The sequence below is a fragment of the Jannaschia sp. GRR-S6-38 genome, assembly GCF_029853695.1.
GTDB classification, from domain to species: Bacteria; Pseudomonadota; Alphaproteobacteria; order Rhodobacterales; family Rhodobacteraceae; genus Jannaschia; species Jannaschia ovalis.
Genome location: NZ_CP122537.1, coordinates 2,428,930 through 2,452,070, shown reverse-complemented (window position 1 = coordinate 2,452,070; position 23,141 = coordinate 2,428,930). Strand labels below are relative to the sequence as shown.

The window sequence follows — 23,141 nt, the reverse complement described above, 5'->3', positions numbered from 1 at the left end:
CGTTCAGTCATCCATGTTCTTGTTTCGAAAGGCAATTCATTGTATCGGATCATAACAGGCCAATTTTGGCGTTTTCTTTAGAACAGGATGCGAGAACCTATGGGCTCCAAGCTACCGTACCTGCCAACTCCGGGGACAATTCCAAAGGTACTTGATAAAATCGTAGAAGCCAGGGTACCTGATCGCTTCACTCTGGACTTTCTCGGAACTAAATTAGGCTTCAAGGGCGGAAACGCCAGACCAATCATACCATTTCTGAAAAGACTCGGCTTTCTAAGAGATGACGGATCAACAACTGAGATTTACACGCGATTCCGAATGGAAAGCGAACGAGGCAAGGCCATGGCGGAGGCGATGCAAACAGGCTTCTCTGAGATATTCGAGCGAAATGAATATGCTTATGACCTGGACCGAAAGAACCTCAAGGACCTTGTCTATTCGATAACTGGAGCTGAAAAGGGCAATTCTGCTTCCGAGTGCATCGTGAGCTCGTTCATGAATCTTCTTGATTACGCGGACTTTGAATCCGAAGACGAAGAAGGATCCAAGCCACTTGAAGACGACGGCTCAAAGCAGATAGAGCGCGTCTATGAAGGAGAGAGGCAGGAAAATCACTACCGCAGTGACCGAACTCTCAGTCTTGGCTACAACATCAATATCAACCTTCCTGAAACGACGAACGTCGATGTTTACAATGCTATTTTTGAGGCAATAGACAAGAAGCTCATCAAATAAATGGACCATCGAGCACGATACTTCTGCCTTAATAATCTTTCGATTGAGTCGTCCATCCGTACCACGCAGCGAAAACTGGGTATGGATCTGGGCCCATCCCACAGGGATTCACAGGAAAAAGACAGCCTAGATTCAGATACAATTTACTACCCTCAATTCTCTGGCCGAATACGGGCTGAAGCTGAACGAATGGCTCAGAACTACGTGCTGTTTTACAGTCTAGAGAACGCAATGCGAGATCTCATTCATGACGTGCTTTCGGACTCCGCAGGAGAGGGATGGTGGGACACTGCTGGCATTGTTCCGGACAGGGTCCGAGAAAACGCAACAAACAATCGCACGAAGGAGGAAGGGACTGGCGTAACTCTTCGCTCGGATAGGATGCTCGACTACACAAACTTCGGCGAACTCGGAGAGATTATAAAAGTTAATTGGGAGCACTTTCAGGCAATATTTATTGATAAGAGAGCCGTCGAAAGAATCATCGCAAACCTCAACACTCTGAGAGCGTCAATTGCTCATTGTACGGCCCTCTCAGAAGACGAAGAAACCCGCCTTCACTTGTCTTTAAGAGATTGGTTCCGGCAGCAGGCTTAGCGAAAGAAACGCGTGGGTCTATGCAAGCATCACGAACTTTCGGGTCGGGCAAAATCGCGGCTCAAGAGTTTGTGGAATCGTATTCATAGCAAGACCCCTCACTCCCCCGGATCCCACAACCGGTCCACCACCTCCCGGACCTCGGGCTTCGCCCGGCCCTTGAATTTCCGGCGGTATTCCTCGACCAGGTCCTCGCCCGCCAGCAGCCCCGCCACCCGGGCGCGGACGAAGGCGCCGAGCACGATGTTCATGCGCGGGCCCATGCCCGGGCCCATCGACTTGAACAGCCGGTAGACGTCCTCGTCGACATAGAGGCTCACCTTCCGGCGCTTCCCCGTCCGCCCCTTCCAGACGTCCTCCCATTCCGACGGCACGTAGCTCTCGCGGGTGAGCGTATACGCCATGTCGAACTGGAAGCGCTCCATCAGTCCGACCAGTTCCGACAATGCGCGGCTCTTCAGCTTCGCGGTCATGCGTCTGCCCCTTCGTCAACCAGGTGAAGGGGGCAGCCTCGGCCCGAACGGTTAACGGGGGCTTGCGTCAAATCACGTCCGACGGAAATCACCCGCAGATCACCCGTGGATCACCCACGAATTCGGCCGCCTTGCGGGGGCCCCTTAATCCGCCAGCTTCTGCAGCCGCGCCATCAGGCTCGACGTGTCCCAGCGCCCCCCGCCCATGGCCTGCACGTCCTTGTAGAACTGGTCCACCAGCGCCGTTCCGGGCAAGGGCGCGCCCACCGTCTCGGCCTCCGCCAGGCAGATCGCCAGGTCCTTGCGCATCCAGTCCACCGCGAAGCCGTGCTCGTACTCCCCGGCCAGCATCGTCTTGTTTCTGTTGACCATTTGCCAGCTCCCGGCCGCGCCGCCCTGGATCACGTCGACCACCGCCTCGCCGTCCAGCCCCGCCTTCTGCGCGAACAGAAGCCCTTCGCTCAGCCCCTGCAACAGCCCCGCGATGCAGATCTGGTTCACCATCTTCGTGAGCTGCCCCGCGCCCACCTCGCCCATCCGCCGCGCCTGCTTGGCATAGGCCGCCATCACCGGCTCAACCCGCTGATAATCCTCGGCCTTTCCCCCGCACATGATCACCAGCTGCCCGTTCTCCGCCCCCGCCTGACCGCCTGAGACCGGCGCGTCCACATAGCTGATTTCCTTGGCTTTCGCGGCCTCGGCCAGCTCGCGGGTCACGCCCGCGCTGACGGTCGTGTGGTCCAGGAACACCGACCCCGCCGCCATCCCCGCGAAGGCCCCGTCCTCGCCCAGGCAGACCGAACGCAGGTCGTCGTCATTGCCCACGCAGGCCGCCACGATCTCGCAGCCCTCGGCCGCCGCGCGCGGGGTCGGCGCGTGGCCGCCGCCATGCTGCGCTGCCCAGGCCTCGGCCTTGGCGGCGGTGCGGTTGAAGACGGTCACGTCGTGGCCCGCCTTCGCCAGATGTCCCGCCATCGGGGCACCCATCACGCCCATCCCCAGAAATGCCAGCTTCGCCATCACCACCTCCCTTTGCATGTGCCGCTCCCGGGGGTTAGACCGCCCGCCGGGAACCGGGTCAACAGGATGGGCAAATGGAGCGGCTGTTCCGATGGAGCTTCCGCGTCGTCGCGGGGGCGCTGGTGCTGGCGGGGCTGGCGGTCGTCGCGGCGCTGTGGCTCGCCTCGCGCAGCCTGCCCGATTACGACCGGACCGAGACGGTGCGCGGCGCGGCCGCCCCGGTCGAGATCGTCCGCAACACCCACAACGTTCCCCATATCTTCGGAAGCTCCGATGCCGACGTGTTCTTCGGGCTGGGCTATGCCCATGCGCAGGACCGGCTCTGGCAGATGACGATGCTGCGGCGCACCGCGCAGGGGCGCCTGTCGGAGCTGTTCGGCCGCCGCACGCTGCGCACCGACGAATTGCTGCGCCGTCTCGGCCTCTACCGCGCGGCATCGGCCAGCGTGGCCGTGCAGGACCCGGAGACGCTGGCCATGCTCGAGGCCTATGCCGCGGGCGTGAACGCGCGGATCGAGGTCATCAACCGCGACGCCTCGGGCCGGGGTGCGCCGGAATTCTTCCTGTTCTCGCCGTCGATCGCGCCCTGGCAGCCCGCCGACTCGATCGCGGTGGCCAAGCTGATGGCGCTGCAGCTCTCCGGCCATGTCGCCGAAGAGGTGCTGCGCGCCCGCGCGTCGCTGGTGCTGCCCGACGACCGCCTGCCCGACCTGCATCCCGACATCCCGGGTCCCGGCACGGTCAAGCTCGCGGGGATGCGCGATCTCTTCCCCGGGCTCGCGGTCCGGCACGCCACCGCGACGCCGCGCCCGGATCTCTGGCCGGTTCCGCCGCGCCACCTCGCCGGCGCCTCCAACGCCTTCGCCATCGCCCCCGACCGCGCGGCGGCGGGCGGGGCGCTGCTGGCCAACGACCCGCATATGGGGCTCGCGGCGCCGACGGTCTGGTATCTCGCCCGGCTGGAGCTGGAGACCGGCGGCGTGATCGGCGGCACGATCCCGGGCATGCCCGTCGTTATGGCCGGCCGCAGCGCGCGGCTGGGTTGGGGGCTGACCTCGACCTATCTCGACGACCAGGACGTTCTGATCGAACAGCTCGATCCCGAGGATTCCACGCGCTACCGCACGCCCGACGGCTGGGCCACATTCGAGACCGAACGCTCCATCGTCACCATCAAGGACGAGGCGCCGGTGACGCTGACGCTGCGCCGCACGGTCAACGGCCCGGTCCTGACCGGAAGCCAGTTCGACCTCGGCACGGTGACGCCCCGCGGGCATGTCGCCGCGCTCGCCTGGACGGCGCTCTCGGCCGAGGACACGTCGCTGCGCACATGGCTCGAACTGATGCGCGCCGGCACACTGGACGCGGCGCTGGCCGCCGCGGCGCATTACGTGGCGCCGGCGCAGAACCTGACCGTGACCGACGGTCGCCGGATCGCCATGCAGGTAATGGGCCGCCAGCCCGACCGCGACGCCGCGCACCAGTCGCAGGGCCGCATTCCCGCACCGGGCTGGATCGCGGCAAACCGCTGGACAGGGCTGAAGCCTTTCGACGCCAATCCCGTCTGGATCGACCCCGAGGGCGGGATGTTGGGCAACACCAACAACAAGCTGGTCGACCGCCCCTTCCCCGATCACGTCAGCCATTACTGGGGCGACAGCCAGCGCGTGCAGCGCATGACCCGGCTGCTCTCCCAGCGCGAGGTCCACACCCGCGAGAGCCTGATCGAGGCGCAGCTCGACACCGTGTCGGTCACCGCGCGGGCGCTGCTGCCGCTGGTCGGCCGCGACCTGTGGTTTACCGGCGAGGCCGCGCCCGCCGGCACGCCCGAACGCCGGCGCCAGATCGCGCTGGACCTGCTGGCCGCCTGGAACGGCGAGATGTCCGAGCACCTGCCCGAGCCGCTGATCTACGCCGCCTGGATGCGCGCCCTGCAGGAGCGGCTGATCCGCGACGACCTGGGTCCGCTGGCGGATCAATACGACCATGTCGAGCCGCTCTTCATCGAGCGGGTCTATCGCGACATCGACGGGGCTGGCGCCTGGTGCGACGTGATACAGTCCACCGCGCAGGAAAGCTGCACGGACCTGGCGCGGCAGGCGCTGGACGATGCGCTGCAATCGCTGGAGGAGCGCTACGGCGCGCGTCTCGAAGGCTGGCGCTGGGGCGATGCCCACGAGGCGCGCCACGACCATCCGGTGCTGGGCGACATCCCCTTCGTCGGCGCGGTGGTCAACATCCGGCAAAGCACCTCGGGCGGCGACAACACGCTGCAGCGCGGGCGAACCTCGGGCGAGCTGCCCGACCCCTTTGCCAGTGTTCACGCCGCCACCTATCGCGGCGTCTACGATTTCGCCGATCCCGAAAGCAGCGTCTTCATCACCTCGACGGGACAATCGGGCCATCCGCTGTCGCGCCATTACGACGATCTGGGCGAGCTCTGGCGGCGTGGCGAGTACATTCCGATGACGCTCGACCCCGAGCTGGCCCGCGCGGGGGCCGTGGGCATCACGCGGCTGGTGCCGGAAGGCTGAAGGCGGGCGCATCGGCGCTCCTGCGTCGTCCGAAGTGCAACCGGGAGCGGATCGGCCCTAGCCCGCCAGCGCCTTCCCGAGCCGCGGCAGCTTGGCGCGCTTCATCAGCGCCCGGATCTCGTGGCGCTCGCCCGACAGCCGCTCCGCCTCGGCGCGCACGGCCTCGGCCACGCCGCCGACCGTCTCGGGCGCGTCGAGCCACAGCTCCATCAGGAAGGCATCCGGCGCGATGGCGGCCAGGCCCTCGCCCGCGACCTCGCGGCGCGGGAAATCGCGCAGGTTCAGGGTGACCAGCCGGTCCGCGCCGGCATCCGATGCCGCGGCCAGCACGTGCACGTCGTTCGGATCGGGCAGCCAGAGGCGGGCCTCCGTCGCCCCGCCGGGCTGCACCTCCGCCCCCGGCCAGGCGGCGCGCAAGGCCGCGATCTCGCCGCGGGCCACGGCCTCGCCGCCCGGCAGCTTCGCCGCCGCCCGCGCCCATTCCTCCAGCACGCGGGGCGACCAGAGCGGGCGGTAGAGCCCCGCCCGCGCCACGCCCATCAGCACCTCCCGAAGCACCGTGGGATAGAGCACGCAGGCGTCGAGAAAGGCCTTCAATCGAGCATCCGGAAGGTCAGCGCCTTGAGATAGCCGCTCTCGGCCAGCTGCGGATGGACCGGGTGGTCCGGCCCGGCGAAGCCCGTGTGGATCAGTTGCGCCTCGCGCCCGGCGCGCCCGATGCCGCGGATCGAGGCGGCACGGAACTTCGACAGCTCGGCGGCGTGGCTGCAGGAACACAGCGTCAGGTAGCCGCCCGCCTCGACCAGCGGCGCGGCCAGCCGGGCCACCCGCTCATAGGCGCGCAGCCCGGCGGTCAGGGCGGGCTTGGCCGGCGCGAAGGCGGGCGGGTCGGCCACGACCACGCCGAAGCGCGCGCCCTCCGCGCCCAGCGCGGCCATCGTGTCGAAGGCGTCGCCGCGCCGGGTTTCGAATTCCTCCGACCGGCCCATCGCCGCGGCGCCCTTCGCGGCCAGTTCCAGCGCAGGGGCCGAGCCGTCGACGGCCAGCGCGCGGGCCGCCCCGCCGGCCAGCGCCGCGAGCCCGAAACCGCCCACATGGGCGAAGACATCGAGCACCGTGGCATCGCGCGCCAGCCCGGCCACGAAGGCGTGGTTCGGCCGCTGGTCGTAGAAGAGGCCGGTCTTCTGCCCGCCCGTCAGGTCGGCGAAATAGATCGCGCCGTTCATCTCGACGGCCACCGACGCGTCCAGCCCGCCGCGCAGCCAGCGCGTCTCGCCGTCGAGCCCCTCGGCCCCACGCGCCCGGCCGGTCGCGTTGAGCAGGACATGCGCCAGCCCGAGCTCGGTCAGCGCGTCGGCGAAGGCCTCGCTCCGCGCGTCGGCCCAGGCGGCGTTGGGCTGGATCACACAGGCCTCCCCGAAGCGGTCGATGACGACGCCGGGCAGCCCGTCAGCCTCGGCATGGACGAGGCGGTAGAAGGGCGCGGGATAGAGCCGCTTGCGATGCGCGAGCGCGCGGCCGAGCCGCGCCGCGATCCAGGCGCCGTCGATCGTGGCGCCTGGGTCGCGGTCCAGCACGCGGGCGGCGATGCGGCTTTCCATCGTGGCGGCGACCGCGGCCAGGGGGTTGCGCTCGGCATCCTCCAGCACGGCAATCGTGCCGGGCGGAATGGCGCGGCTGCGGCGGTCGGCGACGATGTCGTCGGCGAAGACCCAAGGATGGCCATGGCGGATGCGGCGGGCATCGGCCTTGGGCTTGAGGCGGAGGACGGGGCGTGTGTCGGTCATGACCCCGCCTCTAGTCGCGGGGGCGGACAAGCGAAAGGCCCCCGGGTCGCGGGGGCCTTCGCCGGGCAGGTCGTCCCGGGCGGGATCCTGCTTGGGGCTCAGACGGGGGCGGCGCGGCGCGCGGGACGGCGACGGAACCGAGCCACCAGCGCGGCGGCAGCGTTGCGGATATAGGCGGCGCGCAGCGCGCGGGCCTGGCGTTCGATCTCGATGTGGCGGAACTCGTTCATCGGTTCTCTCCGGTTCGTTTCGGTCACCACAGGAGCTATGCCGCGATGCAGCGGATGACCAATGCAGCCGCCGCAAGGCCCCGTTGCGCCCGGCGGGACGCTGGGCGCGTCACTCGAGCGCGGCGATGCCCTCGGCCACGGCGCGCGCGCCCTGCAGCATCCAGCCATGTTCGGAGGCCACAACGAAGATCCGGAAGCCCCGCGGCGCCCAGGCCCGGGCCGTCTCGGCATCCGGCACCCAGGTGGCGTAGGCCTTGCCCGCGGCACGGCAGGCCGCGCCCACGCGGTCCATCGCGGCGCGCAGGTCGTCATTGTCGAGGCTGCGGTGGCCGTATCCCACGCTGAGATCGGCGGGCCCGATGAACAGCCCGTCGATGCCCGGGACCGCGGCGATGGCCTCGCAGGCCTCGACGCCTTCCGGCTCCTCGATCTGGGCCAGCACGACGGTTTCGGCGGGCGAGCGGTCCAGCACCTCGCCCATCGGGTGGGCGGTGTAGCCCGCCCAGCGGGTCGAGCCCGCATAGCCGCGGCCGCCATGGCCGAACCGCGCGGCGCGGGCGATGGCCTGCGCCTTCTCGACGCTGTCGACATGGGGCACGACGATGCCGGTCGCGCCCATGTCCATCACGTCGAGGATGCGCGCGGGCGTGCCGTCGGGGATGCGAACGAGGACGGGGAAATCGCGGGCCCGCGCGACGGCGAGGCAGGGGTCGATCGCGGCGCGGTCGAAGGGCGCGTGTTCGGCGTCGATGCAGACGAAGTCGAGCCCCGACATCATCAGGATCTCCATCGTCACGTGGCTGGGGGTCTTCATGAAGGTCCCCGCCAGCGCGTTGCCCGCGCGCATCCGGCTGAGCAGTCCCGTGGCCTCGGTCATGTCGCATCCCCCCTGCGGTGATGCGATCTTGGTTTCAGAGGGGCGCGGCGCAGGCAAGCCCGGCATTCAGCCGGAGGGCGGCTCCGGAAGGTCGGCGGTCGCAGGGGCCTCCGGCAGATCGGCCGTGGCGGGCAGGTCGGCCAGGGACGGAAGGTCGGGCAGGGACGGAAGGTCGGGCAGGTCCGGCAGCTCGGGCAGGTCCGGCAGCGCCCCGGGCGCGGCCAAGGGCGCCGGGCCGCCGCCAGGGCCCGCATCGGGTAAGGCTGGCATCGGCGGCGTCGGCTCGGGTGTCGCGCGGGCTGTGCGGTCGGTGGCTGGGGCGGCCATCGCGGGGACCGCGCCGAAGCCGTCGTCATCTGCCGCAGGCTCGGCCGCGCCGCTGCCGGCGAGGCGCGGCTGGCCGGGAAGCGCGCTCAGCTTGACGGCGCGGCGCCCGTTCAACTGGCCCAGCCGCCCGGACAGCACCGCGTCGCGCGGCAGGCGCGTCCGCCCGGGCAGGGTCACGCCCGAGGCGCCGCCATGCAGGATCACCTGCGACAGCGCAGCGGGGTCGAGCGGCAGCACCTGCCCCTCCTCCAGCGCAAGGAGCCGTTGCACCGGAAGCCGCAGCGGCGGCAGCACCGCCTGCAGCCGGACGGGGGCGCCCGGCATGACCTCGTCGCGCGCGCCCTGCCAATCGGCGGGCGCGCCGCCCGCCTTGGGCTCCGCCCCGCCTTCCGGCGCCGGGCCGCCCAGTGGCAGGATCAGCGCGAGCGTCGCCTCGCGCATGCCGTCGCCCAGCGACAGAGCGAGGTCGATGCGCAGCATCCGGGGTGCCGCCAACAGGGTGGCCAGCGGGTCGGGGCCGGCCACGAAGCTGCCGGCGCGCAGGCGGCCCGGGACGGGCGTGGTGCCGCCCGCGGGCGCGAGGCGCGCGACCTGGTCGAGCAGGGCGCGCGCGAAGGGCTGCGCCAGCGCGGCGTCGATCCGCGTGGGCCGCCGGGGCGCGCGGCCCGGCCCGTCGACCCGGCCGATCGTCTGCACCTCGATCAGCGCGTCGACCAGTGCGGGAGCGAAGACCAGCGCGCCGGTCGAAGCGGCCAGAACCTCGGCATCCAGCGCGGCCAGCGACGCGCTGTCATGGCCCGGCGGATCGACGAGCAGGCCCAGCGCATTCGGGTCGAACCCTTCCAGCACGGCGGCGCCTTCCAGGCGTTGCGCCTCCCGGTCTCGCACCGACAGCCCCAGCCCGGTCATCGTGTCGCCCACACGCAGCATCGCCGTGGACAGCGCGCGGACCAGATCCGGCGCGTCGCCCGCGGGCGAGGTCCCGGCCGGGGGGCGGGCGCCCGCCATGCGGCGCAGGATCGGAAGGGCGGTCTCGGGCGACATGGGTTCTCGGGCAGACTCAGACCCACCCTTCCTCGCGGCAAAGGGTTAACAATCCCTCTCGCCGCGCGGGGTCATTCGGCGGCGCGGCGGGGCGCCTCGGCCCGCGGCAGCCGTACGCGGAAGGCCGCGCCGTCCTGTCCGGGCAGGTAGTCGATCGCGCCGCCCAGCCGGGTCATTACCTCGCGGCAGATGGCGAGCCCCAGCCCCGCGCTGCCCGCCGCGGCCTGGTCGCTGAGCCGGGCGAATTTCTCGAAGATGACGGCCCGGTCGCGGGCGCCGATGCCCGCGCCGTTGTCGACGAAATCCACCTCGACCGCGCCGCGCACGGCGCGCGCCCCGATCCGCAGGGCGGGCGCATCGGCATCGCAATATTTCGCCGCGTTGGTGATGATGTTGATGAAGACCTGCGCCAGGCGGTCGGGATCGGTCTCGATCTCGAAGGCCTCGGCCTCCGGGTCGCGCTGGATCTCGAGCGCGCCAGTGCCCGCGGCGGTGACCGCGCGGTCGAGCACCGTGCGCAGCGAGGTCCGGCTGGGGCTGAGCTGGACCTGCCCGCTTTCCAGAACCGAGAGGTCGAGAAGGTCGTCGAGCAGCCGGGTTAGCCGCTGGCTCTCCTCGAGGATGATGCCCGCGTAGCGTTCGCGCTCGTCCTCGCCCAGGCCCGGGTCGCGCAGGATCTCGGAGAAGGCGCGGATCGAGGTCATCGGCGTGCGCAGCTCGTGGCTGACCTGGCTCAGGAAGGCGTCCTTCTGCACGCCCAGCGCCGTCAGCTTGTCATTGGCCTCGCGCAGCTCGCGCATGGTGCGCGACAGCTCGGCCGACTGGGCCTCGAGGCGGCTGGAATATTCCATGATCTGCGCGGTCTCGTCGGCCACGGCCATCAGGTCCTCGACCGACATGGCGGCGTCGCCGGTGATCCCGGTCACCATCGCATGCGCGGTCGCCGCGCCGACCGAGCCGGAGAGCCGCCGTTCCAGCCGGTCCAGAAGCTCGGGCGTGGCCTCGGGCAGTTCGCCCGGCCGGCCCTGCCGCGCCGCCTCGCCGGCGAAGAGCGCCTGCGCCTCGGCCGCGCCAAGGATGCGCTGCGTCATGATCAGCAGCTCCTCGGCCCCCGCGGTGCCGCCGCGGCGGGTCCGGGGGGCGACCGTCCGGTCGAAGACCTGCACGAAGCGCGGCGCCTGGAGCTGCTCGAGCGCGGTGGGCGTGGTCGCCAGCGACACGCCGCAGAAGGCGAAGACGTTGAGGCCCAGCGAGAGCACGAGCGCGGCGACCAGCGGGTCGCCCATCAGCGACAGCATCGCCTCGGGCGCGAGCCACCAGATGCCGAGCGGCGCGTCAAGCGGGCCCAGCAGGACCGGCAGCAGCATCACCCAGGCCCAGACGGCAAACCCGGTGGCCACGCCCGCCAGCGCGCCCCAGCGCGTCGCCCCGGTCCAGAACAGGCCGAAGATCAGGGCGGGCAGGATCTGCGCCACGCCCACGAAGCTGATCAGGCCGATCGAGGCCAGCGCCGCCGTCCCGCCGGTGACGCGGAAATAGGCGTAGCCCATCGCCAGCACGGCCAGGATCGACACCCGCCGCGCGCGCAGCACGACATCGCGCACATCGCCCGAGATCGTCGCCCGCCCCTGCCCCTGCAGCGCGAGCCAGGCGGGCATCACGACGTGGTTCGACAGCATCGTCGCCAGCGCGACCGAGGCCACGATGACCATCGAGGTAGCCGAGGAAAAGCCGCCCAGGAAGGCGAAGAGCGCGAGCCCGTCGCGCCCTTCGGCCAGCGGCAGGGTCAGGACAAAGAGATCCGGGTTCGACCCCTCGGGCATCCGGGCGAGGCCGGTGACCGCGATGGGTACGACGAAGATCGAGATCGCGAGCAGATAGGCCGGGAAGGCCCAGGAGGCGGTGACGAGATGGCGTTCGTCGGAATTCTCGACCACCAGCACCTGGAACATGCGGGGCAGGCAGATCACGGCCGCGCCCGAGACGAAGATCAGAGCGGCCCAGCGCCCCGGCGGGGCGGTCCAGTCGCTCAGCGGCGAGGCGGCGATGGCCGGGCCGATCGCCCCCGGCCCGCCATTGAGCGTCCAGACGACGAAGACGCCCACCGCCAGCAGCGCGGCCAGCTTGACCACGGCCTCGACGGCGATGGCCGAGACGATGCCGTCGTGACGCTCGCCGATATCGAGCTTGCGGGTGCCGAAGAGGATGGTGAAGACGGCGAGCCCGGCGGCGACCCAGAAGGCCAGCCCCGTCAGCTCGGTGGCCTCGGTGCCGGGGCGCGCGAAGACCCCGAAGCTGAGCGTCACGGATTGCAGCTGGAGCGCGATATACGGGGTCGTGCCGATCACGGCGAGCAGCGTCACCAGCACCGCGAGCGGGTTCGACTTGCCGTAGCGCGAGGAGAGGATGTCGGCAATCGAGGTGATCCGCTCCGCCCGGCCGATCCGCACCAGCTTGCGCAGCACCCACCACCAGCCGATGAAGACCAGCGTCGGCCCCAGATAGATCGTCACGAATTCCAGCCCCGAGCGCGCGGCGTAGCCCACCGCGCCGTAGAAGGTCCAGGCGGTGCAATAGACCGACAGCGACAGGGTGTAGACCACGGGCCCGCGCAGGAAGGGCAGCCGGTCGCGCGCCGAGAGCCGTTCGGCGAAGAAGGCCACAAGGAAGAGGAAGGCCGCGTAGCCCGCCGAGACCGCGATCAGCAGGTTCAGTGTCAGCGTCACGGCGCGTCGTCCGGGGGCGGGGCGCTGGCGATCAGGAGCCGCCCGATCCAGAAGCTGAGACCAATCAGGCAGGCCCAGGCGCCAAAGAGATAGAGCAGCCAGGGCGCCGTCGCCCCTTCGGCCGCCGGCCCGCCCGAGAGTGCGAGATCGGGCAAAAGCAGCAGCGCCACGCCGAAGAAGGGCAGAAGGCGCGCGGCATCGGCGGCCCGGGCGCGGCGGCGCGCCCGGCGCTGCGCGCGCGGCACGTCGCGCGGCGCGCGCTCCGGCGGGCTCACGTCGCGGCTTGGGCGGAGATCGCCAATTCGCGCACCGCCGCCAACAGGTCCTGGTTCGAGAAGGGCTTGGTCATGAACCGCGTCACGCCCAGCGCCTCGGCCCGCTCGCGATCCTTGGCCTGACCCTTGGCCGTCAGCATCAGGACCGGCAGCCCGGGATCGATCTCCGCGCGCGTGCCCTCGCGAATGCCGGCAAGGATGTCGAAGCCGGACTTGCCGGGCAGCATCACGTCCAGCACCACGACGTCCCAGGGCGCGCGCGCCACGGCGTCGAGCGCCGTGACCCCGTCCGAATGGGTCGACACGCGCCAGCCGTCACGCTGCAGGATGAAGGCGATGGCGGTGGCGATGTTGGGCTCGTCCTCGACCAAGAGGACGCGGCCCGGCGGAGCGGGCGCGGCGGGGTCCGGCGATGTGGCGGTGCTGTTATCGGTCATGGCCGGCCTCCCCTCCGGTCACGTCGCGGCAGTGTCGCCGCCGCCGGTCGCGCTGTCCAGACCCGTCTCCGACAGGCGGAGGATCGAGGGCTCGCGCCGTGCCGCGCAGCCGGCGCGCGGGCAGGTCCGGCAGCCGGGACCGACCGGCCGGGCGGCCGCACTGGCGCCCGCGCGGGTCAGCAGCATCGTGGCGCGCATCACGGGCGCCGCCCCGAAGGACGCGGGCGCGAGCGGCTGGGCCACGGCATGCGCGCGCCAGCCCGCGCCGTCGGGGGTCTCGATCGTCTCGACCAGCGGGCGGCCCGGCTGGGCGAGCGCGGCATAGACCGGCCAGAGCGGGCAGCCCGCCCCCATCACGGGGAGCGGAAAACCCGCCACCGGCTTGCGCCGCACCAGCGCGCCCGAGGCGTCGATGACCACGAGGCCGCGCCCCGGATCGGTCAGGCCCATGCGCCGCAGGATCAGCGCGAGATCGCCCTCCGCGCCCGGGATCAGGTCGGAGGGATCGGCCGCCGCCTCGACCCGGGCGCGCGGCAGGCGGGCGGCGTCGGCGGCATCGGCGGCGAGGATCGCCTCGGCGATGGCCCGCGCCTCGGGGTCGTCCAGCTCGGCGACGAGCCCGGGAATGGCGGCGGCGCCCTCCCGTTCCAGCGCATCGAAGCGATGGCCATGCGCGTCGAGGAAGCGCGACACGATCTCGGCCGGCAGGAGCCGGGCCGCGCCGCGCCCGGCCTCGCGGTCGAAATAGCTGACCACGGCCTCGGCGCCCTGGGCCAGGCGGCGGCTCTCGCTGTCGAGATTGACGTGGAAGCGGCCCAGCCAGTTGCGGTCGATCTCGGGTGTCTGCGCGAGGATGGAGGCGGTGGAGCGGATCGACGAGACGGTCGAGAGCAGCTCGTGCAGCGCCTCGGCCAGGGCCGGATCGTGGGTCAACCGGTCCGAGAGAGCCTCGATCATCCGGGCCTGCCCCGCCAGCGCCTCGGCCTGGTGCGCCAGAAGACCGGCCCAGCGGGGATGGCGGCGCGCCAGCTCGGCGGCCTCGTCCAGCGCCTCGGCCTCGAGGCCGTGCGCCGCGCCCGCCTCGCGCAGCGCGCCGACCAGCGGGGCGTCCCCGTCCTCGGACAGCGCCGCGCGGTCGACGCCAAGCGCGTCGGCAAGCTTGCCCAGAAGGCCGCCGCCGATGGCGCGGCGGTTATGCTCGATGAGGTTGAGATAGGAGGGCGAGATCCCCGCCGCCGCGGCGAGGTCGACCTGCTTGATGCCGGCGGCGAGCCTGCGGTCGCGCAAGCGGCTGCCCGTGGGCGCGGGGCGGCTGGGCGCGCGCCCCATCTAAGCGCCTGACTCCACGGGGCTTGCTGCGGCCGCGAAGCCGGTTTTGCCGCGCGTGCGCGAAAACGATTTTACAGATCGGCGGGCCATCCTGTCATTTCGTTTACAAAAAAACGTCGCGTCCCGGAAGGCTTGTTGCGCGATTTTCACTCTATCCCCGATACTGGCGAGGATCGGTCAAAGCGACCGGATCGCCCCGCATGCCTTGGGAGATGTGTGCGGGACTTTTTCAATAGGGAGGGTCTCCATGACCAAATCGAACTTCACCCGTCGCGGCGTGATGAAGACCGGTGCCGCCACCGGCGCCGGCCTCGCACTGCCGACGATCTTCACCGGCGCGGCCTGGGCCGATGCGCATACCGGCTTCACCAACGCGCCGCAGGGCGACAGCGTGACCCTGGGCTTCAACGTGCCCCAGTCCGGTCCCTATGCCGACGAGGGCGCCGATGAGCTGCGCGCCTTCCAGCTGGCGGTCGAGCACCTCAACGGCGAGGGCGACGGCGGCATGCTGCAGACCTTCTCCTCGAAGGTGCTGGACGGCACCGGCATCATGGGCAAGCGCGTCGAGTACGTGTCCGGCGACACCCAGACGAAATCCGACGCCGCGCGCGCCTCGGCCCGCTCGATGATCGAGAAAGACGGCGCGATCATGGTCTCCGGCGGCTCGTCCTCGGGCGTGGCCGTGGCCGTGCAGGCGCTCTGCCAGGAAGCCGGCGTCATCTTCATGGCCGGCCTGACCCATGCCAACGACACGACCGGCAAGGACAAGAAGGCCAACGGCTTCCGCCACTTCTTCAACTCCTACATGTCGGGCGCCGCGCTCGCGCCGATCCTGGCCGCGCAATACGGCAACGACCGCAAGGCCTATCACCTGACGGCCGACTACAACTGGGGCTACACCACCGAGCAGGCGGTCCGTGAATCCACGGAAGCGCTGGGCTGGGAGACGGTGAACACCGTTCTGACCCCGCTGACGCAGACGGACTTCTCGTCCTACATCGCGCCGGTCCTGCAGTCGGATGCCGACATCCTCGTTCTGAACCACTACGGCGGCAACATGGTCAACTCGCTGACCAACGCCGTGCAGTTCGGCCTGCGCGCCCGCGAAGTGAACGGCAAGCAGTTCGAGATCGTCGTGCCGCTCTACTCGGAGCTGATGGCGCGCGGCGCGGGCGAGAACATCGCCGGCATCCTGGGCTCGCAGAACTGGGACTGGAAACTCGAGAACCAGCTGGGCGACCGCTACTCGGGCACCAACGCCTTCGTGCAGAGCTTCGGCACCAAGTACGGCTTCCCGCCGAGCCAGGCCGCGCATACCTGCTACGTGCAGACGCTGCTCTATGCCGACGCGGTCACCCGCGCGGGCTCGTTCAACCCCTGCGCGGTGGTCGAAGCCCTGGAGGGCTACGAGTTCGACGGCCTGGGCAACGGTCCGACCCTCTACCGGGCCGACGATCACCAGTGCTTCAAGGACGTGGTCGTGGTGCGCGGCAAGGAGAACCCGGAGAACGAGTTCGACCTGGTGGAGATCGTCGAGGTCACGCCGGCCGATCAGGTCACCTACGCGCCCGATCATCCGCAATTCGCCGGCGGTTCGCTGGGCGACTGCAACCCGGGCGCCTGACGCCCCTCGCCGCCGCGCCCGGGCCGGGCGCGGCGGCTTTCCCTGCAACGACCGATAGAACGCACCGGGGGCCGCCGCCATGGAAGCCATCATCCTTCAAGTCCTGAACGGGCTGGACAAGGGCAGTGCCTACGCGCTGATTGCCCTCGGCCTGACCCTGATCTTCGGCACGCTGGGGGTGGTCAATTTCGCCCACGGCGCGCTGTTCATGCTGGGCGCGTTCTGCGCCGTCACCTTCTCGAACCTGCTGCAGGTGTCCCACACCGTCGCGGTCGAGGGGCAGACCGACTTCCTGGGGAACCCGCTCACGCGCGAGGTTCCCTACATCTTCGACATCTTCGGCGAGACCGCGGGCTCGGCCATCATCGACTGGGCCGTGCCGCTGTCGATCCTCTTCGCCATCCCGGTCATGATCGGCATCGGCGTCGCGATGGAGCGCGGTCTGATCCGCCACTTCTACAAGCGCCCCCATGCCGACCAGATCCTGGTGACCTTCGGCCTGGCGATCGTGCTGCAGGAGATCATCAAGTATTTCTACGGCGCGAACCCGATCCCGACGCCCGCCCCCGACGCCTTCGTCGGCTCGTTCGACTTCGGCGTGCTGCTGGGCTTCGATCCGGGCGGCATCGTCTATCCCTACTGGCGCCTGATCTACTTCCTGTTCGCTGCCGTCATCATCGCGGGCGTCTTCGCCTTCCTGCAGTTCACCACCTTCGGGATGGTCGTCCGCGCGGGCATGGCCGATCGCGAGACGGTGACGCTGCTGGGCATCGACATCGACAAGCGCTTCACGATCATGTTCGGCATCGCCGCCGCGGTCGCGGGATTGGCGGGCGTGATGTACACGCCGATCAACTCGCCAAACTACCACATGGGCATGGACTTCCTCGTCCTCAGCTTCGTCGTGGTCGTCGTGGGCGGCATGGGCAGCCTTCCGGGCGCGGTTCTGGCGGGCTTCCTGCTGGGCATCATCGAGGCCTTCGCGTCCATGACCGAGGTGCTCGACGTGCTGCCGGGCATCAACCAGATCATCATCTACCTCGTGGCCATCATCGTGCTGCTGACCCGTCCCCGTGGCCTGATGGGCCGCAAGGGCGTGATGGAGGACTAATCCAATGACCGATCAGACCCAACAGGCCCCCGCGGGCAACATCCCCGCCCCCCAGACGCGCCGCGAGACGGCGGGCGGGGCGCTGGGCCTCGGCCGCAAGGACTTCACGCTGCTCATCCTCGTGGCCGTCCTGACGCTGCTGGCGCCCTTCATCCTCAACCCCTTCCCGGAAGGCAGCGCGCTGGCGCAGTTCAACGCGGGCTATCCCGACCTGATGCAGCGCTTCGTGATCTTCGGAATCTTCGCAATCGGCTTCAACATCCTGTTCGGCCTGACCGGCTACCTGTCCTTCGGCCACGCGGCCTTCCTGGGCGTGGGCAGCTACGCGGGCATCTGGATGATGAAGCTGCTGACGCTGAACGTCATCCCGGCCATCGTCGCCTCGGTGGTGGTCGCGGGCCTCTTCAGCCTCCTGGTGGGCTTCATCTCGCTGCGGCGCTCGGGGATCTACTTCTCGATCCTGACGCTGGCCTTCGCGATGATGTCTTACGCGCTCGCCTATTCGGTGCTGACGCCGATTACCGGCGGTGAGACCGGGCTGCAGCTGAAGTATTTCGACCCGCGCATCCTCGACGGCGACCTGGCCCCGGGCGTCACCCCGCGCGCCAGTCTCTTCGGGCTGGACATGCAGGCCAGCTACGAGCTGTCGATCGGGTCGTGGCTCTTCACCTTCAACGCGGGCTACTACATCGCGGGCATCGTGATGCTGCTGGCCTTCTACCTGTCGATCCGGCTGTTCCGCTCGCCCTTCGGGATGATGCTGCGCGCGGTCAAGTCGAACCAGAACCGCCTGAACTACACCGGGATCAGCCCCAAGCCCTACACGCTGGCGGCCTTCGTCATCTCGGGCATGTATGCCGGTCTTGCCGGCGGGCTGCTAGTGGCGATGGACACGCAGGTCGGCGCGGAGCGGATGTTCTGGACGGCCTCGGGCGAGGTGGTGCTGATGACCATCCTCGGCGGCGCGGGCACGCTGATCGGCCCGGTTCTGGGCGCGGGCTTCATCAAGTACTTCGAGAACATCGTCTCGAAGATCAACAAGGCCACGCTCGAGGGCTGGTTCAGCTTCATGCCCGACGGGCTGCAGGATTTCGTTGTCGCCGTAATCTACCCCTTCGTGGGCAAGGGCTGGCACTTGACGCTGGGCCTGCTGTTCATGGCCGTCGTCATCTTCCTGCCCGGCGGCCTGGTCCAGGGCGGCCAGAAGCTGGCCACGGTGTTCCGCCGTGACCGCAAGAGCGCGAGCGTCGAGAGCGACGCGGCAGAGCAACGCCAGGCGGGGGAGTGAGCGTCATGGGCATTCTCGAAGTCAAGAACGTGGGCAAGCGCTTCGGCGGTCTCCAGGCCCTCTCGGACGTCAATCTCAGCGTGGCCGAACAGACCGTCCACGCGATCATCGGGCCCAACGGCGCGGGCAAGTCCACGCTGCTGAACTGCCTGGTGGGCAAGCTGATCCCGGACACCGGATCGGTCAGCTTCGAGGGGCAGTCCGTGCTGGGGCGCAAGCCGCACGAGATCAACCAAATGGGTATCTCCCGGGTGTTCCAGACGCCCGAGATCTTCGGCGACCTCACGGTCATGGAGAACATGATGATCCCGTGTCTGGCCCGGCGCGACGGCGCCTTCGCGCTGCACGCCTACACCTCGCTGATGCGCGACCGCGAGATCGTCGAGCGGGCCGAGCATATGCTCGAGGACATGAACATGGCCGACAAGCGCCACATGCACGCGGCCTCGATGTCGCGCGGCGACAAGCGGCGTCTCGAGATCGGGATGTGCCTGGCGCAGGAGCCGCGGCTTCTGCTGCTCGACGAGCCGACCGCGGGCATGGCGCGGGCCGACACCAATAACACCATCGACCTGCTCAAGCAGATCAAGGCGTCGCGCCCGATCACCATCGCCATCATCGAGCACGACATGCACGTCGTGTTCAGCCTGGCGGAACGGATCACGGTGCTGGCCCAAGGCACGCCCCTGGTCGAGGACACGCCCGAGAACATCAAGGGACACCCCAAGGTGCGCGAAGCGTATCTGGGCGAGTCCTCCGGCCACTGAGGGAGGACCGAACATGAACGTCAAACCCGACTTTTCCCGCGAGGGAAACAAGGCGGCCACCGCGCCGGCCTATTTCTCGGTCCACGACATCCACGCCTATTACGGCGAGAGCTACATCGTCCAAGGCGTCAGCTTCAACGTGCACGAGGGCGAGATCCTCGCGCTTCTGGGCCGCAACGGCGCGGGCAAGACCTCGACGCTGCGGACCTGCGCGCGGCTGGGCAACCCCGAGCTCAAGCGCGGCGAGATCTGGCTCGACCACCAGCCGCTCCACAAGATGAGCGCGCATGAGGCCAGCCAGTCGGGCCTGGGCCTGGTGCCCGAGGACCGGCGGATCATCCCCGGCCTGACGGTCGAGGAGAACCTCAAGCTGGCGCAGATCGCGCCGCCCGTCGGCTGGTCGCTGGAGCGTCTATACGAGCTGTTCCCCCGGCTGGGCGAACGGCGCAAGCAGGAGGGCGTGACGCTTTCGGGCGGCGAGCAGCAGATGCTGGCCATCGCGCGCTCGCTGGCGCGCGACGTGAAGCTGCTGCTTCTGGACGAGCCATACGAGGGTCTCGCCCCGGTCATCGTCGACGAGATCGAGCGCACGCTGGTCGAGATCAAGAAGCTGGGCATGACCACGATCCTGGTCGAGCAGAACGCGGTCCGCGCGCTGGAGCTTTCCGACCGCGCGGTCATCCTCGACACCGGCGGCGTCGTCTTCGACGGCACCGCGGCCGAGGTTCTGGGCGATGCCGCCCTGCGCGCCGAGTACCTCGCCATCTGACCCGAAACCCGAAATCGCGGGGGCGACCGCGCCCCCGCGCCCGCGCTCCGGGACGGGAGCGAAGGAGGAGATTCCCATGCTGGACGACCACGACAAGATCTATCCCCCATCCCCCGAAATGGCCGGCAAGGCCTGGGCGGACCGGGCGAAATACGACGCGATGTACAAGGCCAGCGTCGAGGACCCCGAGGGGTTCTGGGCGGAGCACGGCAAGCGCGTCGACTGGATCAAGCCCTTCACGAAGGTTAAGAACACCTCCTTCGCGCCGGGCAACATCTCGATCAAGTGGTTCGAGGACGGGACCCTGAACGTCGCCGCCAACTGCATCGACCGCCATCTCGCGACGCGCGGCGACCAGACCGCCATCATCTGGGAGCCCGACGACCCGGAGGCCGATGCGCAGCACATCTCCTACCGCCAGCTGCACGCGCATGTCTGCAAGATGGGCAACGTCCTGAAGGGCATGGGCGTGGGCAAAGGCGACCGCGTCGTGATCTACATGCCGATGATCCCGCAAGCGGCCTACGCGATGCTGGCCTGCGCGCGGATCGGGGCGATCCACTCGATCGTCTTCGCGGGCTTCTCGCCCGACGCGCTGGCCGCGCGGGTGACGGGCTGTGACGCCAAGGTCGTGATCACCGCCGACGAGGCGCCGCGCGGCGGCCGCAACACGCCGCTGAAGGCCAATGCCGACACCGCCTTCGCGAAGATCGCGGCGGGGCCGAAGATGCTGGTCGTCAAGCGCACCGGCGGCGACATCACGATGCAGGACGGCCGCGATTTCTGGCTGCACGAGCTGGAAGCCGAGGCGTCCAACGATTGCGCGCCCGAGGAAATGGGCGCGGAGGATCCGCTCTTCATCCTCTACACCTCCGGCTCGACCGGGCAGCCCAAGGGCGTGGTGCACACGACGGGCGGCTATCTCGTCTTCACGGCGATGACCCACCAATACGTCTTCGACTACAAGGACGGCGAGGTGTTCTGGTGCACCGCCGACGTGGGCTGGGTCACCGGGCACAGCTACATCGTCTACGGGCCGCTGGCGAACGGCGCGACGACCCTGATGTTCGAAGGCGTGCCGACCTATCCGGATGCCGGCCGCTTCTGGGACGTCTGCGACCGCCACAAGGTCGCGCAGTTCTACACCGCCCCCACCGCCATCCGCGCGCTGATGGGCCAGGGCAAGCAGTGGGTCGAGAAGCACGACCTGTCGAGCCTGCGCATCCTCGGCACGGTGGGCGAGCCCATCAACCCCGAGGCCTGGAACTGGTATAACGACGTGGTCGGTGGCGGCCGCTGCCCCATCGTCGACACTTGGTGGCAGACCGAGACCGGCGGCCACCTTCTCACGCCGCTGCCCGGCGCCATCCCGACGAAGCCCGGCTCGGCCACGCTGCCGTTCTTCGGCGTCCAGCCGGTCGTGCTGGAGCCCACCACGGGCGAGGAGATCACCACGGTCGAGGCCGAGGGCGTGCTCTGCATCAAGGACAGCTGGCCCGCGCAGATGCGGACCGTCTGGGGCGATCACGAGCGGTTCGAGAAGACCTATTTCTCGGACTACAAGAACTACTACTTCTCCGGCGACGGCTGCCGCCGCGACAAGGACGGCTATTACTGGATCACGGGCCGCGTCGACGACGTGATCAACGTCTCGGGCCACCGGATGGGGACGGCGGAAGTCGAAAGCGCGCTGGTCGCGCATCCCAAGGTCGCCGAGGCGGCGGTCGTGGGTTACCCGCACGAGGTGAAGGGCCAGGGCATCTATGCCTACGTGACGCTGATGGGCGGCGACGAGCCGTCCGAGGAGCTGCGCAAGGAGCTGGAGACCTGGGTCCGCAAGGAGATCGGGCCGATCGCCAAGCCCGACTGCATCCAGTGGGCGCCGGGCCTGCCGAAGACGCGTTCGGGCAAGATCATGCGCCGCATCCTGCGCAAGATCGCCGAGAACGATTACGGCGCGCTGGGCGACACCTCGACCCTGGCCGATCCGGCGGTGGTCGACGACCTGATCGCGAACCGCATGAACCGCTGAACGCGACCGGCGTGCGCCCCTCCGAAGGGCGCGCGCCGTTTACCTTCCGGGGCGGATCTTGTGGCCCGGGCGGTCCCTGGCGGCTAGGTCCCGGCCGCGGGTGGGGGCCTGCAGCCGAGGAGACCGCCATGCTGGCCCCGATCACCACGACCGCCTTTCCCGCCCCGAACCCCGAGTCCGAGGATGCCGATCCGCAGGAGGATACCGGAGCGTCTGAGTCCCGACCGGAGGCGGAGAGCCCGTCCGAACCGACCCCCGGGCCGACCGTCGAAGAAGGCGTGACGGCTACGCCCGCCGCCGATACCCCCGGGAGAACCGTCCCCGTCACGCCGGAGCCCGCGGCGGCCGGGAGCGAGGCGCAGGACGCGCTGACCCTCGACCTCGCCCGGCGGATCGCGGTCGAGACGCGCGAGGACATTCTCGACGCGATCCGCATCGACGCGGTGGAGGTGGCCGACGCCCGAACCCGGCAGGCCGAGACCGCGCTGGAGATCCTGCGCGACGCCGGCGAGCCCGAGGCGGCGCAGCTCGACACCACGCTCTGAGGCCGCGCCTCGGGCGGGGCGATTAACCAAGCCTCGCGAAATATGGCCGAATCGCGGCGCCGATCTGGCATTATCCCCGGAGCATGCGCTCCCGGAGGATTGCCAGAGATAGGTGACGCCATGACTGTCTATTCCGCCCTTCCCGCCCTGCCGGCGGGGCTTGTCCCGTCCTCGCCCGGCCCGGCCACGCCGCCCGAGATCGCCGCCCCAGTCGCGGTGGCGCCCGCCGCGCCCGGCGGCGAAGGCCGGCCCGCCGGGGACGGCGCATCCGGCCGCGATGGCCGCGACGGCGCCGCTGCGCGGGCCGCTCGCAGCGCGGGCACGGCCGATGCCACCGATCGCCCGTCGGGCAACTCACCCGAGGCGCGGGGCGTGGACCGGCTGCGCGCCGCCGCGCGCCAGGCCGTCTCCGATGCCGCCAAGGCGCGCGAGGCGATGTTGGCGATCATGGGCCCCCCGCCCTATCCGCCCGGCGCCGCGACCTTCATGCTGTCGGTCAGCGTGGCCGAATTGCGCGCCGCGATGTTGCCCGCCTGAGACCGTCGCGCGGGCCTTCCGGCAACCGCCACGTCCCCCCGACACGACGCTGACGCTTCCCCTCGCGCCCGCAAGCG

The 23,141-nt window shown here is 69.4% G+C and carries 22 protein-coding genes; 11 read left to right on the top strand and 11 right to left on the bottom strand.

Annotation, left to right across the window (positions count from 1 at the left end; translation table 11 throughout):
• The first annotated feature begins 99 nt into the window (after window positions 1–99).
• Both P8627_RS12570 and P8627_RS12565 read left to right on the top strand, forming a co-directional pair.
• A complete protein-coding gene (locus P8627_RS12570; RefSeq protein ID WP_279964477.1) occupies window positions 100–735 on the top strand; it encodes a DUF5343 domain-containing protein in 636 nt (211 codons plus the stop codon).
• A gap of 189 nt (window positions 736–924) precedes the next feature.
• The gene (locus tag P8627_RS12565) at window positions 925–1,332 is read left to right on the top strand and encodes a Swt1 family HEPN domain-containing protein (protein WP_279964476.1); all 408 of its coding nucleotides are present in this window, start codon (window positions 925–927) and stop codon (window positions 1,330–1,332) included.
• A gap of 98 nt (window positions 1,333–1,430) precedes the next feature.
• On the opposite strand, the gene P8627_RS12560 is transcribed toward P8627_RS12565, so the two are convergent.
• Both P8627_RS12560 and P8627_RS12555 read right to left on the bottom strand, forming a co-directional pair.
• Complete coding sequence (locus tag P8627_RS12560; RefSeq protein WP_279964475.1) at window positions 1,431–1,805, bottom strand: hypothetical protein; 375 nt, start codon at window positions 1,803–1,805, stop codon at window positions 1,431–1,433.
• A 144-nt stretch (window positions 1,806–1,949) separates the two neighbouring features.
• On the bottom strand, window positions 1,950–2,825 hold the full coding sequence (locus tag P8627_RS12555; RefSeq protein ID WP_279964474.1) for an NAD(P)-dependent oxidoreductase: 876 nt from the start codon (window positions 2,823–2,825) through the stop codon (window positions 1,950–1,952).
• A 74-nt stretch (window positions 2,826–2,899) separates the two neighbouring features.
• On the opposite strand from P8627_RS12555, the gene P8627_RS12550 reads away from it, so the two are divergent.
• Window positions 2,900–5,359 carry a penicillin acylase family protein gene (locus tag P8627_RS12550; protein WP_279964473.1) on the top strand — a complete coding sequence of 820 codons (2,460 nt, stop codon included), beginning with the start codon at window positions 2,900–2,902 and terminating at the stop codon, window positions 5,357–5,359.
• Window positions 5,360–5,416: 57 nt separating this feature from the next.
• On the opposite strand, the gene P8627_RS12545 is transcribed toward P8627_RS12550, so the two are convergent.
• The 9 genes from P8627_RS12545 to P8627_RS12505 all read right to left on the bottom strand — a co-directional run bounded on the left by P8627_RS12545 (window position 5,417) and on the right by P8627_RS12505 (window position 14,391).
• Complete coding sequence (locus tag P8627_RS12545) at window positions 5,417–5,956, bottom strand: RSP_2648 family PIN domain-containing protein (RefSeq protein WP_279964472.1); 540 nt, start codon at window positions 5,954–5,956, stop codon at window positions 5,417–5,419.
• Window positions 5,953–7,146 carry an RSP_2647 family RNA methyltransferase gene (locus P8627_RS12540; RefSeq protein ID WP_279964471.1) on the bottom strand — a complete coding sequence of 398 codons (1,194 nt, stop codon included), beginning with the start codon at window positions 7,144–7,146 and terminating at the stop codon, window positions 5,953–5,955. Before P8627_RS12540 ends, P8627_RS12545 begins: the two co-directional genes overlap by 4 nt.
• A 98-nt stretch (window positions 7,147–7,244) precedes the next feature.
• On the bottom strand, window positions 7,245–7,376 hold the full coding sequence (locus P8627_RS12535; protein ID WP_279964470.1) for an RSP_7527 family protein: 132 nt from the start codon (window positions 7,374–7,376) through the stop codon (window positions 7,245–7,247).
• A gap of 109 nt (window positions 7,377–7,485) precedes the next feature.
• A complete protein-coding gene (locus P8627_RS12530) occupies window positions 7,486–8,253 on the bottom strand; it encodes an HpcH/HpaI aldolase family protein (protein ID WP_279964469.1) in 768 nt (255 codons plus the stop codon).
• A gap of 66 nt (window positions 8,254–8,319) precedes the next feature.
• Window positions 8,320–9,624: a flagellar motor switch protein FliM gene (locus tag P8627_RS12525; RefSeq protein ID WP_279964468.1), complete on the bottom strand. Its 1,305-nt coding sequence runs from the start codon at window positions 9,622–9,624 to the stop codon at window positions 8,320–8,322.
• Between the two features lie 71 nt (window positions 9,625–9,695).
• Window positions 9,696–12,350 (bottom strand): sensor histidine kinase, encoded by a 2,655-nt coding sequence (locus P8627_RS12520; RefSeq protein WP_279964467.1) that lies wholly within the window; start codon window positions 12,348–12,350, stop codon window positions 9,696–9,698.
• Complete coding sequence (locus P8627_RS12515) at window positions 12,347–12,625, bottom strand: hypothetical protein (protein WP_279964466.1); 279 nt, start codon at window positions 12,623–12,625, stop codon at window positions 12,347–12,349. Before P8627_RS12515 ends, P8627_RS12520 begins: the two co-directional genes overlap by 4 nt.
• Window positions 12,622–13,062, bottom strand: coding sequence for a response regulator transcription factor (locus P8627_RS12510; protein WP_279964465.1), 441 nt, complete (start codon window positions 13,060–13,062; stop codon window positions 12,622–12,624). The genes P8627_RS12515 and P8627_RS12510 overlap by 4 nt, the downstream gene beginning before the upstream one ends.
• Before the next feature lie 18 nt (window positions 13,063–13,080).
• Window positions 13,081–14,391 carry a short-chain fatty acyl-CoA regulator family protein gene (locus tag P8627_RS12505; protein ID WP_279964464.1) on the bottom strand — a complete coding sequence of 437 codons (1,311 nt, stop codon included), beginning with the start codon at window positions 14,389–14,391 and terminating at the stop codon, window positions 13,081–13,083.
• 247 nt (window positions 14,392–14,638) lie between these two features.
• Between P8627_RS12505 and P8627_RS12500 the strand changes: the two genes are divergently transcribed.
• The 8 genes from P8627_RS12500 (at window position 14,639) to P8627_RS12465 (ending at window position 23,064) form a co-directional block, all read left to right on the top strand.
• On the top strand, window positions 14,639–16,015 hold the full coding sequence (locus tag P8627_RS12500; protein WP_279964463.1) for a substrate-binding protein: 1,377 nt from the start codon (window positions 14,639–14,641) through the stop codon (window positions 16,013–16,015).
• 79 nt (window positions 16,016–16,094) lie between these two features.
• Complete coding sequence (locus P8627_RS12495) at window positions 16,095–17,126, top strand: branched-chain amino acid ABC transporter permease (RefSeq protein WP_279964462.1); 1,032 nt, start codon at window positions 16,095–16,097, stop codon at window positions 17,124–17,126.
• A 4-nt stretch (window positions 17,127–17,130) separates the two neighbouring features.
• Entirely contained in the window at window positions 17,131–18,414 is a 1,284-nt protein-coding gene (locus P8627_RS12490; RefSeq protein ID WP_279964461.1) for a branched-chain amino acid ABC transporter permease, read from the top strand.
• Window positions 18,415–18,419: 5 nt separating this feature from the next.
• The gene (locus P8627_RS12485; protein ID WP_279964460.1) at window positions 18,420–19,181 is read left to right on the top strand and encodes an ABC transporter ATP-binding protein; all 762 of its coding nucleotides are present in this window, start codon (window positions 18,420–18,422) and stop codon (window positions 19,179–19,181) included.
• Between the two features lie 13 nt (window positions 19,182–19,194).
• Window positions 19,195–19,950 (top strand): ABC transporter ATP-binding protein, encoded by a 756-nt coding sequence (locus P8627_RS12480; protein ID WP_279964459.1) that lies wholly within the window; start codon window positions 19,195–19,197, stop codon window positions 19,948–19,950.
• A 76-nt stretch (window positions 19,951–20,026) separates the two neighbouring features.
• The gene (acs, locus tag P8627_RS12475; protein WP_279964458.1) at window positions 20,027–21,982 is read left to right on the top strand and encodes an acetate--CoA ligase; all 1,956 of its coding nucleotides are present in this window, start codon (window positions 20,027–20,029) and stop codon (window positions 21,980–21,982) included.
• 128 nt (window positions 21,983–22,110) lie between these two features.
• Window positions 22,111–22,527, top strand: a complete 417-nt coding sequence (locus P8627_RS12470) for a hypothetical protein (RefSeq protein ID WP_279964457.1) — start codon at window positions 22,111–22,113, stop codon at window positions 22,525–22,527.
• A 120-nt stretch (window positions 22,528–22,647) separates the two neighbouring features.
• Window positions 22,648–23,064, top strand: a complete 417-nt coding sequence (locus P8627_RS12465) for a hypothetical protein (RefSeq protein WP_279964456.1) — start codon at window positions 22,648–22,650, stop codon at window positions 23,062–23,064.
• The last annotated feature ends 77 nt before the right edge of the window (window positions 23,065–23,141 follow it).

What these genes read in the sequence shown, in the direction of transcription:
- P8627_RS12495 (WP_279964462.1), top strand. Translation starts at nt 16,095, where the DNA reads ATGGAAGCCATCATCCTTCAAGTCCTGAACGGGCTGGACAAGGGCAGT.
- P8627_RS12525 (WP_279964468.1), bottom strand. Translation starts at nt 9,624, where the DNA reads ATGTCGCCCGAGACCGCCCTTCCGATCCTGCGCCGCATGGCGGGCGCC.
- P8627_RS12470 (WP_279964457.1), top strand. Translation starts at nt 22,111, where the DNA reads ATGCTGGCCCCGATCACCACGACCGCCTTTCCCGCCCCGAACCCCGAG.
- P8627_RS12555 (WP_279964474.1), bottom strand. Translation starts at nt 2,825, where the DNA reads ATGGCGAAGCTGGCATTTCTGGGGATGGGCGTGATGGGTGCCCCGATG.
- P8627_RS12550 (WP_279964473.1), top strand. Translation starts at nt 2,900, where the DNA reads ATGGAGCGGCTGTTCCGATGGAGCTTCCGCGTCGTCGCGGGGGCGCTG.
- acs (WP_279964458.1), top strand. Translation starts at nt 20,027, where the DNA reads ATGCTGGACGACCACGACAAGATCTATCCCCCATCCCCCGAAATGGCC.
- P8627_RS12480 (WP_279964459.1), top strand. Translation starts at nt 19,195, where the DNA reads ATGAACGTCAAACCCGACTTTTCCCGCGAGGGAAACAAGGCGGCCACC.
- P8627_RS12560 (WP_279964475.1), bottom strand. Translation starts at nt 1,805, where the DNA reads ATGACCGCGAAGCTGAAGAGCCGCGCATTGTCGGAACTGGTCGGACTG.
- P8627_RS12510 (WP_279964465.1), bottom strand. Translation starts at nt 13,062, where the DNA reads ATGACCGATAACAGCACCGCCACATCGCCGGACCCCGCCGCGCCCGCT.
- P8627_RS12530 (WP_279964469.1), bottom strand. Translation starts at nt 8,253, where the DNA reads ATGACCGAGGCCACGGGACTGCTCAGCCGGATGCGCGCGGGCAACGCG.
- P8627_RS12565 (WP_279964476.1), top strand. Translation starts at nt 925, where the DNA reads ATGGCTCAGAACTACGTGCTGTTTTACAGTCTAGAGAACGCAATGCGA.
- P8627_RS12490 (WP_279964461.1), top strand. Translation starts at nt 17,131, where the DNA reads ATGACCGATCAGACCCAACAGGCCCCCGCGGGCAACATCCCCGCCCCC.
- P8627_RS12465 (WP_279964456.1), top strand. Translation starts at nt 22,648, where the DNA reads ATGACTGTCTATTCCGCCCTTCCCGCCCTGCCGGCGGGGCTTGTCCCG.
- P8627_RS12505 (WP_279964464.1), bottom strand. Translation starts at nt 14,391, where the DNA reads ATGGGGCGCGCGCCCAGCCGCCCCGCGCCCACGGGCAGCCGCTTGCGC.
- P8627_RS12535 (WP_279964470.1), bottom strand. Translation starts at nt 7,376, where the DNA reads ATGAACGAGTTCCGCCACATCGAGATCGAACGCCAGGCCCGCGCGCTG.
- P8627_RS12540 (WP_279964471.1), bottom strand. Translation starts at nt 7,146, where the DNA reads ATGACCGACACACGCCCCGTCCTCCGCCTCAAGCCCAAGGCCGATGCC.
- P8627_RS12485 (WP_279964460.1), top strand. Translation starts at nt 18,420, where the DNA reads ATGGGCATTCTCGAAGTCAAGAACGTGGGCAAGCGCTTCGGCGGTCTC.
- P8627_RS12570 (WP_279964477.1), top strand. Translation starts at nt 100, where the DNA reads ATGGGCTCCAAGCTACCGTACCTGCCAACTCCGGGGACAATTCCAAAG.
- P8627_RS12500 (WP_279964463.1), top strand. Translation starts at nt 14,639, where the DNA reads ATGACCAAATCGAACTTCACCCGTCGCGGCGTGATGAAGACCGGTGCC.